Annotated in this window: 21 protein-coding genes; 20 read left to right on the top strand and 1 reads right to left on the bottom strand. The window is 42.2% G+C overall.

Features of this window, described 5'->3' with window-relative positions; translation table 11 throughout:
* Positions 1-1,174: 1,174 nt before the first annotated feature.
* The 11 genes from GJU40_RS12480 to rsmI all read left to right on the top strand — a co-directional run bounded on the left by GJU40_RS12480 (position 1,175) and on the right by rsmI (position 8,605).
* On the top strand, positions 1,175-1,375 hold the full coding sequence (locus tag GJU40_RS12480; protein WP_425481224.1) for a sigma factor G inhibitor Gin: 201 nt from the start codon (positions 1,175-1,177) through the stop codon (positions 1,373-1,375).
* 91 nt (positions 1,376-1,466) lie between these two features.
* Positions 1,467-2,897, top strand: coding sequence for an aminotransferase class I/II-fold pyridoxal phosphate-dependent enzyme (locus GJU40_RS12485; RefSeq protein ID WP_154308103.1), 1,431 nt, complete (start codon positions 1,467-1,469; stop codon positions 2,895-2,897).
* 4 nt (positions 2,898-2,901) lie between these two features.
* Entirely contained in the window at positions 2,902-3,522 is a 621-nt protein-coding gene (gene tmk, locus GJU40_RS12490) for a dTMP kinase (protein WP_154308105.1), read from the top strand.
* A 99-nt stretch (positions 3,523-3,621) separates the two neighbouring features.
* Positions 3,622-3,951, top strand: a complete 330-nt coding sequence (locus GJU40_RS12495; protein ID WP_154308107.1) for a cyclic-di-AMP receptor — start codon at positions 3,622-3,624, stop codon at positions 3,949-3,951.
* A 15-nt stretch (positions 3,952-3,966) separates the two neighbouring features.
* Positions 3,967-4,407: a YaaR family protein gene (locus GJU40_RS12500; protein ID WP_154308109.1), complete on the top strand. Its 441-nt coding sequence runs from the start codon at positions 3,967-3,969 to the stop codon at positions 4,405-4,407.
* A gap of 13 nt (positions 4,408-4,420) precedes the next feature.
* Positions 4,421-5,422, top strand: coding sequence for a DNA polymerase III subunit delta' (gene holB / locus GJU40_RS12505; RefSeq protein WP_154308111.1), 1,002 nt, complete (start codon positions 4,421-4,423; stop codon positions 5,420-5,422).
* A 2-nt stretch (positions 5,423-5,424) separates the two neighbouring features.
* Positions 5,425-6,252, top strand: coding sequence for a competence/sporulation regulator complex protein RicT (gene ricT, locus GJU40_RS12510; RefSeq protein ID WP_154308113.1), 828 nt, complete (start codon positions 5,425-5,427; stop codon positions 6,250-6,252).
* Between the two features lie 10 nt (positions 6,253-6,262).
* The gene (yabA, locus tag GJU40_RS12515) at positions 6,263-6,628 is read left to right on the top strand and encodes a DNA replication initiation control protein YabA (RefSeq protein WP_154308115.1); all 366 of its coding nucleotides are present in this window, start codon (positions 6,263-6,265) and stop codon (positions 6,626-6,628) included.
* Between the two features lie 106 nt (positions 6,629-6,734).
* Positions 6,735-7,475, top strand: coding sequence for a tRNA1(Val) (adenine(37)-N6)-methyltransferase (locus GJU40_RS12520; RefSeq protein ID WP_154308200.1), 741 nt, complete (start codon positions 6,735-6,737; stop codon positions 7,473-7,475).
* Positions 7,465-7,737, top strand: a complete 273-nt coding sequence (locus tag GJU40_RS12525; protein WP_154308116.1) for a GIY-YIG nuclease family protein — start codon at positions 7,465-7,467, stop codon at positions 7,735-7,737. The genes GJU40_RS12520 and GJU40_RS12525 overlap by 11 nt, the downstream gene beginning before the upstream one ends.
* On the top strand, positions 7,730-8,605 hold the full coding sequence (gene rsmI / locus GJU40_RS12530; RefSeq protein ID WP_154308118.1) for a 16S rRNA (cytidine(1402)-2'-O)-methyltransferase: 876 nt from the start codon (positions 7,730-7,732) through the stop codon (positions 8,603-8,605). The genes GJU40_RS12525 and rsmI overlap by 8 nt, the downstream gene beginning before the upstream one ends.
* A gap of 66 nt (positions 8,606-8,671) precedes the next feature.
* On the opposite strand, the gene abrB is transcribed toward rsmI, so the two are convergent.
* Positions 8,672-8,953 carry a transition state genes transcriptional regulator AbrB gene (gene abrB, locus GJU40_RS12535; RefSeq protein ID WP_154308120.1) on the bottom strand — a complete coding sequence of 94 codons (282 nt, stop codon included), beginning with the start codon at positions 8,951-8,953 and terminating at the stop codon, positions 8,672-8,674.
* Positions 8,954-9,472: 519 nt separating this feature from the next.
* Between abrB and metG the strand changes: the two genes are divergently transcribed.
* The 9 genes from metG to ispE all read left to right on the top strand — a co-directional run bounded on the left by metG (position 9,473) and on the right by ispE (position 18,742).
* Complete coding sequence (gene metG / locus GJU40_RS12540) at positions 9,473-11,455, top strand: methionine--tRNA ligase (protein WP_154308122.1); 1,983 nt, start codon at positions 9,473-9,475, stop codon at positions 11,453-11,455.
* Positions 11,456-11,603: 148 nt separating this feature from the next.
* Complete coding sequence (locus tag GJU40_RS12545; protein ID WP_154308123.1) at positions 11,604-12,374, top strand: TatD family hydrolase; 771 nt, start codon at positions 11,604-11,606, stop codon at positions 12,372-12,374.
* Positions 12,375-12,612: 238 nt separating this feature from the next.
* The gene (locus tag GJU40_RS12550) at positions 12,613-13,827 is read left to right on the top strand and encodes a G5 and 3D domain-containing protein (RefSeq protein WP_154308202.1); all 1,215 of its coding nucleotides are present in this window, start codon (positions 12,613-12,615) and stop codon (positions 13,825-13,827) included.
* A gap of 110 nt (positions 13,828-13,937) precedes the next feature.
* A complete protein-coding gene (gene rnmV / locus GJU40_RS12555) occupies positions 13,938-14,504 on the top strand; it encodes a ribonuclease M5 (protein ID WP_154308125.1) in 567 nt (188 codons plus the stop codon).
* Positions 14,497-15,381 (top strand): 16S rRNA (adenine(1518)-N(6)/adenine(1519)-N(6))-dimethyltransferase RsmA, encoded by an 885-nt coding sequence (gene rsmA / locus GJU40_RS12560; RefSeq protein WP_154308204.1) that lies wholly within the window; start codon positions 14,497-14,499, stop codon positions 15,379-15,381. Before rnmV ends, rsmA begins: the two co-directional genes overlap by 8 nt.
* 161 nt (positions 15,382-15,542) lie before the next feature.
* Positions 15,543-16,418, top strand: a complete 876-nt coding sequence (gene yabG / locus GJU40_RS12565; RefSeq protein ID WP_154308127.1) for a sporulation peptidase YabG — start codon at positions 15,543-15,545, stop codon at positions 16,416-16,418.
* Positions 16,419-16,844: 426 nt separating this feature from the next.
* Positions 16,845-17,105 carry a biofilm formation stimulator Veg gene (veg, locus tag GJU40_RS12570; protein WP_154308128.1) on the top strand — a complete coding sequence of 87 codons (261 nt, stop codon included), beginning with the start codon at positions 16,845-16,847 and terminating at the stop codon, positions 17,103-17,105.
* A 202-nt stretch (positions 17,106-17,307) separates the two neighbouring features.
* Positions 17,308-17,499, top strand: coding sequence for a small, acid-soluble spore protein, alpha/beta type (locus tag GJU40_RS12575; protein WP_154308130.1), 192 nt, complete (start codon positions 17,308-17,310; stop codon positions 17,497-17,499).
* Positions 17,500-17,872: 373 nt separating this feature from the next.
* Positions 17,873-18,742, top strand: coding sequence for a 4-(cytidine 5'-diphospho)-2-C-methyl-D-erythritol kinase (ispE, locus tag GJU40_RS12580; RefSeq protein WP_154308132.1), 870 nt, complete (start codon positions 17,873-17,875; stop codon positions 18,740-18,742).

Below are 18,742 nucleotides of genomic sequence, written 5' to 3' on the forward strand. Positions count from 1 at the left end.
AAAGAAAATAATATCCAATTTTTGGATAACTGGGTTCAATTACAACCCCCTAGACTTTTTGGCTCTGAACGAATAAGCTTGGATGGTAAAATTATACTTAAATTACATATAGAGTAAACTCAGTATACCCTTGTGGATATTTTTACAATGCTAGTGGAGATATTCCGGTTAAATAAAAAATGAGGCAAATTTCAGGCAATATAAGGGAAGCTTTTCCGGTTATGTTGCTAATAGTCGTCTATTTTCAGCGCTTATAGCCGATTAGGCGGAATTCCTACTTCTATTTCAGCCGATTTTCACTGTTTTTTTCCGAATAAGCGGAATCTCTACGCCTATTTTATTTCACTCGGTACAAGAAAGGCGAAAGAACGACTGGACGAAGAGATTAAAAGCTCATCGGAAGCCGGATACCGAACAAGGAAGTTAAGCTCAGCGGCGCCGATGGTAGTTAGGAGTTATTTTAAAAATGATCTTACTCTAACTGTTCTTTCCTGACTTGCTATACGATTTCCAAGAAGCTATAACAAAACCCCCGCTTTGTTATACTATCGGGCCAAATTCCCAAGATACTATAACAAAACGCCCCACTTTGTTCTACTATCTCAAAGATACTATAACAAAACGGCCTACTTTGTTATACTATCAGGCCAAATTTTCAAGATACTATAACAAAACGCCCTACTTTGTTATACTATCGGGCGAAATTCCCAAGTTACTATAACAAAACCCCCCGCTATGTTCTACGATCTCAAAGTTACTATAACAACCCCCCCCTCTTTGTAATACGTTCTAAAAGTCACTATAACAACCCCCCCTCTTTGTTGTACGATCTTCCAAATACTATCCCAAACCCCTCCTTCTGTGGTTAAACAAAATCCTATAACCCCCCATCTAAATAATACAATCCACTCACAACCCCAATCAAAAGCCACACACCTTTCCAGCTAAGTCCCGCCATCCGTTCAACAACCCGAAACAAATTCCAAACCCAGCCCCCAGTTCTCCACCCCACCGCCTCAGCATGCCAAAAGGAATTTATTTTGTTTTGATGAAGACATACACCCATGTTGAAGGGGTTTCATACAATAGGTATAAACATTTGCATAGTCTATTCTAAATTTTGTATACAAATGAAGTCTTTGGGCAGAATAAGGGTATGGAGGTGGAGCAAGCAGTGGAAAATGAGAATAAAAGCTCAGCTGGGGAAGTGTGTGTAGTTTGTGATGCCCGGAAAGAGGATGGAATTCATCTCTATACAAGTTTTGTTTGTACCGAGTGTGAGCAAGAAATGGTGCAGACACAGACATTTGATCCCAAGTATCAATTTTTTATAAAAAAACTTAAGAGGGTTAATACCCCGCCTTTGTATTCTTAAAGCCTTTAGGGCTTTTTTCTTTTGGGATAAAGGTGAAGATGCATGGTTGTCTGTTATAATGGGATATAAAGTGATTCAAGGATGATTAATAATGAAAACACCTATATATACGTCTTTAGTGGAGCATGCGAAAAAGGGGATAGTGTCGCTGCATGTGCCGGGGCATCATCAGGGGATTGTGTTTCCTGCTGATGCGTTTGTGACGTTTAAGGATATTTTAAAAATAGATGTTACTGAGCTTTCGGGGCTTGATGATTTGCATGAGCCGGAGGGCATTATTCAGGAGGCACAGCAATTGGCTTCCGAGTTTTTTGGCGTACAACAAACGTATTTTCTTGTGAATGGTTCGACGGTAGGAAATATAGCGGGTATTCTGTCCCTAAGCCAGGCGGGAGAGCAGGTTCTCGTTCAGAGAAATTGCCATAAGTCGATTTTAAATGGGCTCGAATTGGCAGGGGCGCAGCCGATTTTTTTGGAGCCTTGCTTAGATGAGGAGCTGAAGGTGGCTTCTCATGTTCCTTTAACTACTATTGAGAAGGCGCTTGAGCAATATCCAGAGGCAAAGGCTCTGATCCTGACTAATCCGACCTATTATGGTACATCTGCTGATTTAACTGCGGTTGTAGAAGCAGCACATAAGAAAGAAATACCGGTGCTTGTGGATGAAGCGCATGGTGCACATTTTGCAGTGGGGGCACCGTTTCCGAGATCAGCTGTTGAGAGCGGAGCGGACATTGTGGTACAGTCAGCGCATAAAACCCTGCCTGCTATGACAATGGGGTCGTATTTGCATTATAACAGCGTGCTGGCGGATCAGAACAAGCTTACACGTACCCTGGCCATGCTGCAGAGCAGCAGCCCGTCCTATCCAATTATGGCTTCTTTGGATATAGCCAGGGCTTATCTTCAGGAGCTGAGGAATGAAGACAGGGGAAGAGCTATCGAGGATGCAGTAAAAGCTTTTCATGAAGAGTTAAACAGGATCCCAGGGATTAAGACTGTTATTTCGAATAATAAAGAAATGTCTCATGATCCTCTCAAAGTTTCTGTTCAGTCGACAGAAGGTTTGACTGGATATGAGCTTCAGGCGTTATTTGAACAAGCAGGCATCTACGGAGAACTGTCCGATTATGCTAATTTTCTGATGGTGCTTCCGCTTGCCGTGCAGAACCCCCCTTACAAGGAGCTTCTGCTTCTGGAGCAGCTGCTGAAGCAATACACTCATAAACAGGCTGTCGAACAGAAGGTTGAAGGGAATGCAGATGCAATAAAGAGCCTGCCTTATTCCTATGATCAGTTGAAAAAATGGAGCATAGAGGTGGTACCGGCAGCTGAATCCATTGGAAGAATCAATGCACAGCAAATCACTCCGTATCCCCCGGGTATTCCTTTGTTAATGACAGGGGAGCCCATCAGTTTATCTCATATTCAGCAAATGGAAAAACTGCTGGCGGCAGGAGCAAAGCTGCAGGGATCAGCGCACATTAAAAAAGGGCAGATTGCAGTCTATCAGGAGAGGTGACATCATGAGCGGAAAATTTATTACTTTGGAAGGACCTGAAGGAGCGGGAAAAACAACAGCTCTTACTACTCTTGCAGAAGCATTGAAAGCGGATGGGCATGAGGTCTTGACAACACGTGAACCAGGCGGCATCAAAATTTCTGAAGAAATCAGGGAAGTGATCCTGAATAAAGAGCATGTGATGATGGATGCGAGGACAGAGGCGCTGCTTTATGCAGCTGCAAGGAGACAGCATCTGGCTGAAAAAGTCATTCCTGCTCTTCAAGAGGGAAAGATCGTCCTATGTGACAGATTTATTGACAGCTCTCTTGCTTACCAGGGACATGCGAGAGGGATCGGGATTGAAGAAGTATTATCAATCAACATGTTTGCCATTGATGGATTGCTGCCTCATCTTACCATTTATTTTGATATAGATCCGGTGAAAGGTCTGGAGAGAATTTCACAGGGAAACCGTGAACAGAACAGGCTTGATTTGGAAAAGCTGGAGTTTCACCTTAAAGTAAAAGAGGGCTATGATATTCTCAGGGAGCGATTTTCAGAGCGCTTTCAAGCGGTAAATGCAGATCAGCCGGCGGAAGCAGTAGTCTCTGATATCCAGAAAATTTTAAAGGCATATCTGTAGCAGCTTATTCTTTAGGCAAAAAGGGGTATGTATCTTTTACCATATATCGTTCAATGAAGCGTTGTATATTACATGTTACACTCATAGGAGGAAGAAAGAATGAAATTAATTATTGCAGTGGTTCAGGATCAGGACAGCAACAGGCTGTTAAAGACATTAACAGATCACAACTTTCGTGTGACAAAGCTTGCATCTTCCGGAGGATTTCTTAAGTCGGGCAATACAACGTTTATGATTGGAACAGAGGATATAAGGGTTGATAAGGCTCTGCAGCTTATTAAAGAAAATGGAGAGTCAAGAGACCAGCTGGTCGCACCGGTATCTCCTATGGGAGGAAATGCAGATTCTTACGTTCCCTATCCCGTTCAGGTGAAGGTTGGCGGAGCAACTGTTTTTGTTGTACCAGTAGAACAATTCCATCATTTTTAATGGGGCGGCTGAATCATGAAAATTAATCAGGATATTAGAAGCAGCCTGGAGAAAAGGGGACAGGATTCACGTGTTGCCGGACCAGGAACCAAAAACTTTCACTCGATGATTCAAAAGCAGGAAACACAGCTTGGGCTTGCACAATTAACCAGACTGATTGCTGACATTGAAACGGCAGGCAGCAGGGTCGCCAAATCCAGAAATTTTCAGGATCTTGCAAAGTTTAAAGGTCTTGTGAAAAGATTTGTGCATGAAGCGGTTGAGTTTGGAATGGATACGAAACAAACTTCCAGCTGGGATTACAACGGGCATACACGATCGCTGACGATTGTCCAGCAGATAGACCGGGAGCTCATCAGTCTGACTGAGTCTATCCTTGGTAAAGAAAGCGATTCAGTAGATATACTTGCAAAAATAGGCGAGATTAAAGGTCTTCTTATCAATCTATATACTTAGAGAGTGATGATATATGAGCATGACACAAAAAAGTTGGGAAGAGCTGGAGCAGTATCAGCCAAGAGTAAAAAAATTGCTTTCAAATTCCCTGATTAAACAGCGCCTGGCCCATGCTTATTTATTTGAGGGGCCAAAAGGCACAGGCAAGAAACAGACAAGCTTTCTGCTTGCCAAAAGTTTTTTTTGTGAAAACAGGGTGAGCTATCAGCCGTGCGGCAGCTGCAGAAACTGCAAGCGAATCGATTCGGGCAATCATCCTGATCTGCACGTTGTCGAGCCTGATGGTTTATCCATTAAAAAGGGGCAGATTCAGGCGCTGCAGGAAGAGTTTTCTAAAACAGGAGTAGAATCCAACCATAAACTTTACATCATAGAGCATGCGGACAAAATGACAGTGAATGCTGCAAACAGCCTGCTGAAGTTTCTGGAAGAGCCGCATGCTGATACAGTAGCAGTACTGCTAACGGAACAGCATCACCAAATAATCAGCACCATCCTTTCACGCTGCCAGGTTCTCTCTTTTCAGCCGCTGCCTCCTGAAGCCATTCAAAATGAACTGGCAAAACAGAATATTCCAGTTCATATTTCCGCCCTGGCTGCCCATATTACCAACGATATGGAGGAAGCGCTCGAATTAAGTCGAAATGATTGGTTTGCACAAGCCAGAGCTAAAGTGATAAAATTGTATGAAGTGTTAAAAAGCAGAAAGGGACAGGCACTTCTTTTTATCCAAAGTGAATGGCTTCCGGTTTTCACAGATAAAGATCAGCAAGGTTTAGGATTGGATTTGCTTATGTATATATATCGGGACTGTCTTTCAGTCCAAGTTGGTCATGAAAATAAAGTGATCTATCAAGATTTAATGGCTCAGTTAAAACAGCATGCACTTCAAATGACTCAAAAAAATGCGGCTGAAAAGATCACTTCTATAATTGAAGCCAAAAAAAGGCTTCATTCGAATGTCAATCCGCAACTTTTGATGGAGCAGCTTGTTTTAACGTTGCAGGAGGGATAAGCTTGTACAATGTAGTTGGTGTACGCTTCAAGAAAGCAGGAAAAATTTATTACTTTGATCCAAATGGATTTCATATAGAGAACGGGGATTTTGTGATTGTGGAAACAGTACGGGGTGTGGAGTTTGGTAAGATCGTGCTCGCCGATAAGATTGTCGGGGAACATGATATTGTCCTGCCTCTGAAAAAGGTACTGAGAGTGGCAGATGACAGGGATAAACTGATTGTCGAAGAAAATTCAAACGCAGCCAGTGAAGCCTATCATGTGTGCACCCAGAAGGTGTCTGAACATGGGCTGGATATGAAGCTTGTGGACGTGGAGTTTACCTTTGACCGGAATAAAGTGATTTTTTACTTTACAGCAGACGGCAGGGTGGATTTCAGAGAACTGGTGAAGGATCTAGCCTCTATTTTCAAAACGCGGATTGAGCTCAGGCAGATTGGTGTCCGCGATGAGGCAAAAATGCTCGGCGGAATCGGACCTTGCGGACGGATGCTGTGCTGCTCCACATTCCTAGGAGATTTTGAACCGGTGTCCATTAAAATGGCAAAGGATCAGAATCTTTCCTTGAATCCTACAAAAATTTCCGGGCTGTGCGGTCGTCTCATGTGCTGCCTCAAGTACGAAAATGATGAGTACGAGTCAGCTAAAGAACAGCTCCCTGATTTGGGAGAGATGATTGCCACGCCGAACGGGCCTGGAAAGGTAGTCGGCCTCAATATTCTTGAACGTTTGATTCAGGTAGATTTGCTTAACAAGGAACGTGTGGTAGAGTTTTCGTGGGAAGAACTTACGCAAGAGGGCGCTGTTCCAATGCAATCCACAGAATGAGGTGGAAAATTTGGATAAAAAAGAGATTTTTGAGTCTGTAAGCAGTCTGGAAGAACAAATTGGCTCGCTTTATCGCCAGTTAGGTGATCTGAAGGAACATATTGCCGAGACGATAGAAGAAAATCAGCATTTAAAGCTTGAAAATGAAAACCTGCGGCGCCGGCTTGAAGCAACAGCTGCTGCTGTCAGCCCCGTAAAGGATAAAAGGCAGAAGCGGCAGAGCAAAAAAGCTGCTGCTATTGCTGATATTGGGGAAGGCTATGATAACCTGGCCCGTTTGTATCAAGAAGGCTTCCATATTTGCAATGTTCATTATGGGAGTGTCCGTAAAGAAGGAGATTGCCTGTTCTGTCTTTCTTTTCTCAATAAAAAGTGAAGCTTCCGCATTGGAAGCTTTTTTTATAGGTAAAAGTGATGCCGAAGCATTCTCATAGTTCACTTATACTAAACTGTATGCTCGTAAACGAAAGGACTTCAATATGATGTTGAAATTACTTGGAGATGAAAGACTGGATTATTTACTGGGAGAAGATTTAAGAATTATACAAAGTCCATCGGTGTTTTCATTTTCGCTCGATGCTGTTCTTCTTTCCAGGTTTGTTTATATGCCGATTCAAAAAGGAGCCATTGTTGACTTGTGTTCCGGGAATGGTGTGATCCCGCTCTTCCTGAGCCGGAGAACAAAAGGATCCATCATTGGAGTGGAAATACAGGAGCGCCTCTATTCTATGGCTTGCAGAAGTGTTGAATATAATGGGTTGTCAGATCAAATCTCTATGGTGCATGGAGATTTGAAGAAAATGCCTGCAGTCCTGGGGCGCAGCAAATTTGATGTTGTCACATGCAATCCTCCTTACTTTAAAACACCAGGAGCGGAAGAGAAAAATCTAAATGAACACTATGCAATAGCAAGACACGAAATCCACTGCACGTTGGAGGATGTAATACAGGCAAGCAGCCAGCTTCTTAAACAGGGCGGCAAAGCTGCTTTTGTTCACAGGCCGGGCAGGTTTCTGGAAATTGTGGAGCTCATGAGGAAATACGATTTGGAGCCGAAAAGAATTCAGTTTGTCTATCCAAAGAAGGGAAAAGAGGCGAATACACTTTTAATAGAAGGTATCAAATCAGGAAAACCTGACCTCAAAGTGCTGCCCCCCTTGTTTGTGTATGAAAATCAAAATGAATATACGGAAGAGACAAGGAAAATTCTTTATGGAGAGTAATCATTTTTTTTATGTGCTGAAATGCAGTGATGGCTCTTACTATGCAGGCTATTCTAATAATGTAGAAAAACGCGTTCAAACCCATAACGATGGAAAGGGTGCAAAATACACCAGATCCAGAAGGCCTGTATCCCTTCTGTATCAGGAGCATCATTCAACGAAGGGTGATGCCCTGAAAGCGGAACAAGCTTTTAAAAAGAAAAGCAGGAAGGCAAAAGAGCGGTACCTGCTTGAAAACCAAGGGAGGCAGAAAGATGAATAGGCAGAAGAGCTACACAGAAGAGAGTGATCTAGGGCATTTATACCTAGTTCCTACTCCAATCGGAAATTTGGAGGATATGACATACAGAGCGGTATCGATATTGCAAAGTGCTGATATGATTGCGGCAGAGGATACAAGGCAAACGAAAAAACTTTGCAATCATTTCGAGATTAGAACACCGCTTATCAGCTATCACGAGCATAACAAAGAGAGCGGAGGCTACAAAATCCTTCAGCTGCTGAAGGAAGGCAGGAATGTGGCGCTTGTCAGTGATGCAGGCATGCCAATCATCTCTGATCCGGGTGATGAGCTTGTCAAAGAGGTAATTGCAGCCGGTGGTTATGTGATTCCTCTTCCAGGCGCAAATGCTGCGCTGCCATCGTTGATTGCTTCAGGCATTGCCCCCCAGCCGTTTTACTTTTTCGGTTTTCTTGACAGGCAAAAGAAAGAAAAGAAAAAGCAGCTGGAGGCTCTAAGTGTGAGGATGGAAACGATGATTTTCTATGAGTCACCGCACAGGCTGAAAGAAACGCTGCAGCTGATGAAAGAGTACTTTGGAGATAGGAATATCTCTGTTACAAGAGAATTATCGAAAAAGTTTGAGGAGTTTATCCGCGGTACCCTGACAGAAGTGCTGAGCTGGGCAGAAACAGAAGAAATTCGGGGAGAATTTTGTCTGGTGGTAGAAGGCAGCAGCATTCAGCATGAACTAACGCAGGATAAATGGTGGGAATCATACTCTCTTGAAGAGCATGTTGCCTATTATATAGAAGAAAATCATTCTGCAAAGGAAGCAATTAAACTAACAGCAGTTGACCGGAAACTGCCAAAAAGAGAAGTGTATCAGGCATATCACGGCTTGGAATAAAAAAAGGGCACTCCCGAGAGGAGTGCCCTGAAAGGGGAACAACAAAATGTCAAAATGTTGTTCTTATTATTTTTGAACCATAGAATTTTGGATTTCGCTAAGAATTTGCTCTGCACCTTCACGGCTAAGAATAAGCTTGCCGTTTGCAAGTGTCATATTATCATCTGATACTTCTCCTGTTACGTGGCAAGTCATATTTGGCTTATATTTTTTAAGGATGATTCTTTCATCATCTACATAAATTTCAAGAGCATCTTTTTCTGCGATTCCAAGTGTACGACGAAGCTCGATAGGTATAACGACTCTGCCCAGCTCATCAACTTTACGTACAATACCTGTAGATTTCATTATTGTCTACTCCTCCTGATTATAATATCTTATTGACTATATAAAACTAGTATATATAGTTCGTCATTATTCGACAAAATTCTACTTACCTTATAAGAATATCAAGGTTTCCAATAAACGTCAATCATTAAATCTTGAATAATATGTGTACAAACATTGTCATAGCAAGAACTCTGCCATGGCTGAATTCCTCTTTACCAATACCCCTTTTTTTCCTGAATAAACATTTTTAAGTAAATAGTAATAGTATACATTATCTAACAAATTGACAAATGATACAAATGAATTATTTTTTCTCATTCGACAATAAACCAATCAAAATTCGACACAGCTTTTCCAGTTTACTAGTAACATTATATATATTCTGTCGCTTATTCCATTTTTTGTCCATCGATATGTATATTTTCTTGATATTAGGGGCTAAGATGGTATCATATGATTAGAACTTGTATTATTTGCGGTATACAAAGCGCTCTCGTCCATTAGGGCGGGAGCTTTTTCTACTAATATACTGGAGGAATGAAAATGGAGCAGAAAACTTTTTACATAACCACTCCAATTTACTATCCAAGCGGAAAACTGCATATTGGACATGCATATACGACTGTGGCAGGGGATGCAATGGCCAGATATAAAAGGCTTCGCGGGTATGATGTTATGTATTTAACAGGAACAGATGAACATGGTCAAAAGATTCAAAGAAACGCTGAGAAGCTCGGTGTAAGCCCGCAGAAGTATGTAGATGACATTGTTACAGGAATTAAAGAGCTGTGGGAGAAGATGGACATCTCATATGATGACTTTATCCGTACAACGGAAAAACGTCATACAGAAGTGGTTGAAAAGATTTTTCAAAAGCTGGTGAATCAGGGAGATATCTACCTGGATACATATGAAGGCTGGTATTCAGTACCGGATGAAACCTATTACACTGAACTTCAGCTGGTTGATCCTGTTAAAGAAAACGGCAAAATTGTCGGCGGGAAAAGCCCTGACAGCGGGCATCCGGTTGAACTTGTGAAAGAAGAGTCCTATTTTTTCAGGATGGGGAAATATGCGGACCGTCTGTTGGAGTATTATCAGGAAAAACCAGGTTTTATACAGCCTGAGTCTCGTAAAAATGAAATGATTAATAACTTTATTAAGCCCGGTCTTGAGGACCTGGCTGTATCAAGAACCTCTTTTGATTGGGGAGTAAAGGTGCCCGGGGATCCAAAGCACGTAGTCTATGTGTGGATCGATGCCTTATCCAACTATATTACGGCGTTGGGCTATGGTACAGATCAAGAAGAAAAATATAAGAAATACTGGCCTGCTGACGTTCATTTGGTTGGAAAGGAAATTGTCCGTTTTCATACTATTTACTGGCCGATTATGCTGATGGCATTGGACCTTCCGCTGCCTAAAAAGGTTTTTGCACATGGCTGGCTTCTTATGAAAGATGGCAAAATGTCAAAATCTAAAGGCAATGTCGTGGATCCTGTCACACTGATTGACCGCTATGGACTGGATGCACTCCGTTATTACTTGCTGCGTGAAGTTCCTTTTGGATCAGATGGAGTATTTACACCGGAAGGCTTTGTAGACAGAATCAACTATGACCTTGCCAACGATTTAGGAAACCTTTTGAATCGGACAGTTGCCATGATTGATAAATATTTTGAGGGATCTCTTCCTGAATATGCCGGTGCAGTCACTCAGTTCGATAAGCCTTTAACTGAGTTTGTTCAGCAGACTATCTCTGAATATGAGCAGGCAATGGAGAATATGGAATTTTCGGTTGCTTTAAATCAGCTTTGGCAGATGATCAGCAGAAGTAACAAATATATAGATGAAACACAGCCGTGGGTGCTTGCAAAGGACGATGAAAGAAGGAACGAGCTGGCCTCTGTGATGTATCATTTGGCTGAATCTCTCAGAGTATCAGCGGTGCTTTTAAAGCCGTTTATGGTTCATGCACCAAAGGAAATACTCAGTCAGCTGGGCATTGACAGCTCTGATTTGGAAAACTGGGACAGCATCGAAACATTTGGAGAGCTCCGAGGTGTGAAAGTAAAGAAAGCAGATCCAATCTTTCCTCGCTTAGAAAAGGAAGATGAAATTCAGTATATCAAAGAGCAAATGCAGGGAACACAGCCTCAAAAGGAGGAAGAACAGCTTCCTCAACAAGCAGAGGCAGAAGAAATTACCATTGATGATTTTATGAAAGTAGATTTGCGGGTAGCAGAGGTAGTTGCTGCTGAACCAGTGAAAAAAGCTGACAAGCTGTTGAAAATACAGCTGGATTTAGGCTATGAAAAAAGACAGGTTGTTTCTGGCATAGCAAAATTTTACTCGCCTGATGACCTAATTGGCAGAAAAGTCATTTGTGTCACAAATTTAAAACCAGTCAAATTAAGAGGAGAACTTTCTCAGGGAATGATTCTGGCCGGTGAAGAGAATGGCATTTTATCGCTCGCAACTGTAGACCAAACGCTTCCAAATGGAGCAAAAGTTAAATAGTTTTGTCGAAAGAAGTGTTTCACGTGTAACATTATGTCAAACACTTCTTTCTTTTTCATTAAAAAGAGAAAATGATTCAGAATTTGAAAGAGAAAAATACAAAAAAAGGTTTCATTACTTTAAAAAAGGGTAAGAAAGGATGAGCACGATGCTTTTTGATACTCATGCACATTTAAATGCCATTCAGTATAAAGAGGATATAGCAGAAGTGATTGACCGGGCTCTACAGGAGGGCGTTGAAACAATAGTTGTAGTCGGATTTGATCATGAAACAATTGAAAAAGCCATCCAGCTTGCTGATGAGTACGAGTTTATCTATGCAGCTGTTGGCTGGCACCCTGTCGATGCAATTGACATGACTGAAGAGGATTTAAATTGGATTCGTGAACTTGCAGCTCACCCAAAAGTGGTAGCTATAGGTGAAATGGGGCTGGACTATCACTGGGATAAATCACCTAAAGATGTACAGGCTGAAGTTTTCCGCAAGCAGATTGCGTTGGCAAAAGAAGTTAAGCTTCCAATTATCATACATAACCGGGATGCCACAGGAGATGTGGTACAAATCCTAAAAGAAGAAGGCGCCGAAGAAGTAGGCGGCATCATGCACTGCTTCACAGGTAGCCTGGAAGTAGCTCAAGAGTGCATTGAAATGAATTTTTACATATCTTTTGGCGGACCTGTCACATTTAAAAATGCCAAAAAACCTAAAGAGGTAGCAGCAGAAATTCCGATTGAAAAGCTTTTGATTGAAACAGACTGCCCGTACCTGACACCTCATCCTTATCGCGGGAAGAGAAATGAGCCCGGCTACGTGAAGTTTGTTGCAGAAGAAATCGCAGAATTAAGAGGAGTTAGCTTTGAAGAAATTGCAAAACAAACTTCCGACAATGCAAGAAAACTATTCGGCATATCCCGATAGGGAATGTTGTCGCATGTTTGGTAAGTATGTCCAAATTCCTTGTGAAAATGGGGAGTTCTACAAGTCTCCTCATTCGCATAGGATAGGTTTGTCGACAAGTCTTCCTTCACAAGCTGACAGTTTCGAAGCATAATAGGGATTACGTTGCGCAATTCCAGTGAGGGTTGACAGACAAATTTATACTCTATATAATCACTCGGAGGAGAAGGAGGCGTTTTTCATAGTGAGTTTTAACAACTTGAAAAAGCTGTTTTCCGAAAAGATGAGCAAGACCAAACTTATTCTTTTTGCCGGCAGTTTGCTAGTAGTAGGATCGGGAACAGCTTATGGTGCTCATGAGGCGACGAAGTCAAATGTGACATTGTCTCTTAATGGGGAAGAACAGGAAATAAGAACGCATGCAAGTACAGTAAATGACTTACTGGAGGACTTGAATATAGAAGTAAAGAAGGAGGATGCTCTTACACCTTCTGAACATGAACAAATCCAGAACGATATGGAGATTGTGTATGAGGCTGCCAGGCCGGTTGCCCTTTCTGTGAATCATGAGAAGGAGACAATCTGGACCACGGCGGAAACGGTAGAAGCCCTTCTGGAAGAGCAGCAGCTTGCTGTTACAGAACACGATAAAATTCATCCCTCAGTGGATACTCCGTTAGAGGAGAAAATGACCATTGAAATTGAAAAAGCTTTTCAGCTTACATTGAATGTTGGCGGAAAAGAACAGCAGGTTTGGGCAACTTCGACTACTGTCGCTGACTTTTTGAAAGAACATGAGGTTGAACTTGGAGATCTAGACAAGATTACACCGAATTTGGAGCATCATGTTACAAAAGATGATGTTATCGCAATAACAAGGGTAGAAAAAGTCACCGATGTAGTGGAAGAACCTGTTTCCTTTGCGGTTGTAACGAAGAATGACAATACACTCAGCAAAGGAAAGCAAGAAGTGATTGAACAAGGGAAAAAAGGCAAGCTTGCGAGCCATTATGAAGTCATTCTTGAGAATGGAAAAGAGGTCTCAAGAACGCTTGTTAAAAAAGAGACCTTATCAGAAAGTGTGAATCGTGTAGTGGCAGTCGGTACAAAGCAGGAAGCTCCTGCTCTCGTTAAAACTGCAGCTGCCGCACCAAAAACGGTATCGAGAAGCAATGATTCAGTATCAAAAGAATTTTATGTAACGTCAACTGCATATACGGCATTTTGTAACGGGTGCTCAGGGATTACTGCCACAGGAGTGAACCTGAGAGCGAATCCGGGTGCAAAAGTCATTGCAGTAGATCCAAGGGTGATTCCGCTTGGGACAAAAGTCCATGTAGAGGGATACGGCTATGCCATCGCAGCAGATACAGGGTCAGCCATTAAAGGCAATAAAATTGATGTATTCTTCCCTGATAAATCAACAGCATATCGCTGGGGCAATAAAAAGGTTAAAATAAAGATATTGAATTAATCGGCAGAGGGTTTTTATCCCTCTGTTTTTTTCGTTATAATGGTTCAATAAAGACTTATACTGATTAGACGCAGAACCTGCTGATAAAGTTTCAGGCTTTGGAGGATAAAATGAAGATTAAAGAAATTATCGTAGTTGAGGGCAGAGATGATACGGCAGCTATCAAAAGGGCTGTTCATGCCGATACAATAGAAACAAATGGATCTGCGGTGGGGGATCAAGTGATTGAAAAAATCAAGCTTGCCCAGCAAACAAGAGGTGTAATTATTTTTACGGATCCTGACTTTCCCGGTGAAAAAATCAGGAAGACAGTCGCAGAATCCGTGCCGGGCTGCAAGCATGCTTTTTTGGAGAAAAAAGACGCCCGCCCGAGAAAGGGAGGGCGCGGGCTTGGAGTGGAGCATGCTAGTAATGAGGCAATTAGAGAGGCGCTTGCTGCTGTTAAAGAAGAAATGATTGAAGTTCCTTCCGAAATACATAAAGAGGATCTGCTTCACTTTGGCTTGCTGGGCGGAACAATGGCCAAGCGAAGAAGGGAACGTCTGGGGAGCTTATTGAAAATTGGCTATGCGAACGGAAAGCAGCTGCAAAAAAGGCTTCATATGTTCCAAATAAGCAAGGCAGCTTTTGAACAGGCTATACATGAAGTCATTCGGGAGGAAAAAGATGATGCATAAAGATATAGCAACACCAGTGCGTACTAAAGAGATATTGGAGAAATACGGCTTTTCATTTAAAAAAAGCCTGGGACAAAACTTTTTAATTGATACGAATGTGTTAAACAGAATAGTGGATCATGCTGAAGTCGGTGAAAACACAGGCGTAATAGAAGTTGGTCCTGGAATCGGTGCCCTGACAGAACAACTGGCTAAGCGGGCCAAAAAGGTTGTTGCTTTTGAAATAGATCAGCGCTTGCTGCCGATTTTAAAAGAAACCCTGGAGCCCTATCCAAATACAAAAGTGATTCATCAGGATGTGCTGAAGGCAGATGTAAAAGAAGTCATCCAAACTGAATTGGCAGACTGCGAAGAAATCATGGTTGTCGCCAATCTGCCCTATTATGTCACTACACCTATTATTATGAAGCTTCTTGAGGACCAGCTGCCTTTGAAGGGTATTGTCGTTATGCTGCAAAAAGAAGTAGCTGACCGCATGTCCGCAGCCCCTTCCTCGAAAGATTATGGATCACTGACAATAGCGGTCCAGTATTTTACGGAAGCTAAAACCGTTATGAATGTACCGAGAACAGTCTTTGTTCCCCAGCCTAATGTAGATTCAGCTATCATTAAGTTAATGAGAAGAAGCGAGCCTGCAGTGAACATTGTTTCCGAAGATTTTTTCTTTAGCATAGTTAAAGCAAGTTTTGCTCAGAGAAGAAAGACATTATTAAATAATCTGGTTCATTTTTTAACAGAGGGAAAAGAGAAAAAGCACCTGATTGAGCAGGCGCTGCTTTCAGCGGATATCGATGGAAGGCGCAGAGGGGAGTCCTTATCCATTGAGGAGTTCGCAAGGCTCAGTGACGAGTTGTATGCACACTTTAAAGAGGCCTGAGATAACGGCCTCTTTTTTATGCTCTTTTTTCATGTTAGCACCCGCCTGATGATAGTTGGTTTTCGCTTTTACTGCTTTTCACACTTTTTTAATCTCCACATAGGCTAGAAAAGGACTAATGAAGGTCAGCGATTAAGCCAGTTTCTTTTTGGAGTGAGAAAATGAAAATTAACATTGGAGATGTTGTTGCCAGGAAGTCATATCAATGTGACATATTGTTTCGCGTCATCCAAATACTACCCAGTCAAGCGGGCACTCTCGTGGCCGGCCTGTATGGAGAAGAAGTCAGGCTTATTGCTGATGCGGACTGCAGTGACTTGGTCATCATGGATGAACAGGAGAGAAGCAGCAGAAAAGTGAAGCAAGATGAGCTGCTTGAGCAGTCATTGTACCTGCTTCATCAGGATTACCAGCTGCTCAGAGAAAAGCAGGAATACTATGCAACAGGAAGCTACAGCCATAATGAGTCTTTTTTTCATATTCCCGGAAGGGTCCTTCATCTGGATGGAGATCCGGCCTATTTAGAAAAGTGTTTAACAATGTATGAAAAGATTGGTGTACCCGTTTATGGTGTGCATTGCCATGAAAAGGAAATGGCAGACCGGATTGACAATTTGCTTGATAAATACCGTCCTGACATTCTAGTCATTACAGGGCACGATGCCTACTCAAAGCATAAAGGTGATATCAACGATCTGAATGCATATAGACACTCGCGGCATTTTGTTCAGACTGTTCGAAATGCACGAAGAAAAATACCAAGCCTGGATCAGCTGGTGATCTTTGCAGGTGCCTGTCAGTCTCATTTTGAATCACTGATCAGGGCAGGAGCGAATTTTGCAAGCTCGCCTTCGAGGGTGAATATTCATGCCTTAGATCCGGTTTATATTGTTGCGAAAATCAGTTTTACGCCATTTGTTGAACGGATTAATGTATGGGATGTAATTAGAAATACACTCACAAGAGAAAGAGGGCTTGGAGGGATTGAAACAAGGGGAGTTCTCCGGACAGGGATGCCTTATAATCGAAAAGAATAACCCCAAACCACTTTAAAGGTGGTTTCTTTTTTTATATTTTTTGGTGAAATTCAACAAAATCTGCTTTCTTGCGCCGGGACTTTTGTTTACCGCAGCGAGGAAGGTGCGCCTCGGCAGTTCGTTTCTGCTGAAAATTATCCCGGAGCTTCAGTTTCCCTCTCTCAGTATTCTCAGCTGCGCCATAAGGTGAGGCCGGGGGACACCTTGTGAAGAGTTACGAATGCATTTGAGTTTTCCTGCCTTTTCAAAATTTTTTTGAATTTCATACATATTATTATTTTATATGTTCACAATATGAAAGGAGGAAAAAGAAGAATTTTGTTGAAAACATTTTATTGACAATATAGTTTTTACACTGTTATAATTTAAATTTTATTTGACTTCTCTGGGCTGTGGATGTATACTATACATAGTGAGGTGGACGCAATGGCTAAAACATTAACCGATATTAAAAGATCTCTAGACGGCAATCTCGGTAAGCGGCTAACACTTAAAGCTAACGGCGGTCGCAGAAAAACGGTGGAACGTTCGGGTGTTCTTGCAGAGACGTATCCAGCTGTTTTTGTAATTGAACTTGATCAGCAAGAAAATTCTTTTGAAAGAGTATCATACAGCTATGCCGACATATTAACTGAAACAGTAGAACTTACCTTCGAAGAATCTAACATAGCGATAGGCGGGCAGTAACCAACAGGTTTACTGCTTTATTTTTTTCTGATGATATAGAGTATACAGCAAAAGGGAGAGAGTATGACTTCTTCTCCCGCCAATGCTGCTGCAGTAATTTACATAAATTTCAGGCGATAAATGGACTCCTTTCTAATCACACTATAAATGCCGCTTTGTTATGCGGCTTTGCATGCGGGATTCTGAAAGGAGCTGGATAACGATGGGCAGACGCCGTGGAGTTATGTCAGAAAGCTTCAAATATGAGCTGGCGAAAGACCTTGGTTTCTATGAAACGGTAAAGAATGAGGGCTGGGGAGCAATTCGGGCCCGCGATGCCGGGAACATGGTGAAAAGGGCAATTGAGCTGGCGGAACAGCAGCTCGCACAGCAAAGTGAACATCGCTCAGAATAAAGAGGCAGGCCGGGCAAATTATGCCCGGTTTTTTTTATTTCGACATGTTTCCGTCAGCGGCTCAGAAGGCAGTGTTGTAAAGGAAGACAGCCATTTTTTGAAGTGAAACAAGGTTTTTACTGCCTGAAAAACAAGTTTCTTGTCGATAATTGCGGCAGTATTCCTTATAATGTAGATAATTGCATTGAAACATGATTATACTTGAGCGCAGAAATCCCGGCACCTTTTACATTTGCTGTCAGCAGCAATGAGCAGGAGATGCTGCGGCTGGTATTCCGGGCAGCTTATAGGACCGGTCCTTGAGCTGATTATAGTTTCTGCCCGCGTTGTGGTACAATGTGGATAAATTTGTTCGTTAGAGTAGGTGAAATCTTTGCGCATTCTAGAAAAGGCACCGGCCAAAATTAATCTTTCCCTGGATGTACTATATAAAAGACCAGATAACTTTCATGAAGTAGAAATGATTATGACGACAATTGATCTTGCTGATCATATAGAGCTGACTGAACTGTCAGCTGATACGATAAAAATTATTTCTCATAACCGCTTCGTGCCTGATGATTACCGAAATTTAGCCTATCAGGCTGCAAAGCTGCTGAAAGAGAAATATCATATTAAAAAAGGTGTTTCCATCTCCATTAGCAAAACCATCCCCGTAGCTGCAGGGCTGGCGGGCGGCAGCAGTGATGCAGCAGCTGCGTTAAGAGGCCTGAATAAACTATGGAAACTTGGCCTTACACTTGACGAGCTGGCTGACATAGGCTCGGAAATCGGCTCTGATGTATCGTTTTGTGTGTATGGAGGAACGGCTTTAGCTACAGGCAGAGGCGAGAAAATACAGCATATCAGTCCACCGCCCCATTGCTGGGTAATCCTTGCGAAACCTACTATTGGTGTATCAACAGCGGATGTTTATCAAAATCTATCTTTAGAGAATGTGAAGCACCCTGATGTAAAAGGTATGGTTCGGGCTGTTGAGAGCCAGAATTATGAAGAGATATGCAGCTTGCTTGGCAATGTGCTTGAAAGTGTAACCCTGGAGATGTATCCAGAGGTAGCCATGATTAAAGATCAGATGAAGCGGTTTGGTGCTGATGCTGTTCTCATGAGCGGAAGCGGTCCGACCGTCTTTGGCCTGGTTCAATATGAGTCTAAAGTACAGAGAGTCTATAACGGGTTAAGGGGCTTTTGCGGCCAGGTCTTTGCCGTAAGAATGCTCGGGGACCAACATCAGCTTGATTAA

The sequence above is a fragment of the Metabacillus lacus genome (assembly GCF_009674805.1).
Taxonomy (GTDB): Bacteria; Bacillota; Bacilli; order Bacillales; family Bacillaceae; genus Metabacillus_C; species Metabacillus_C lacus.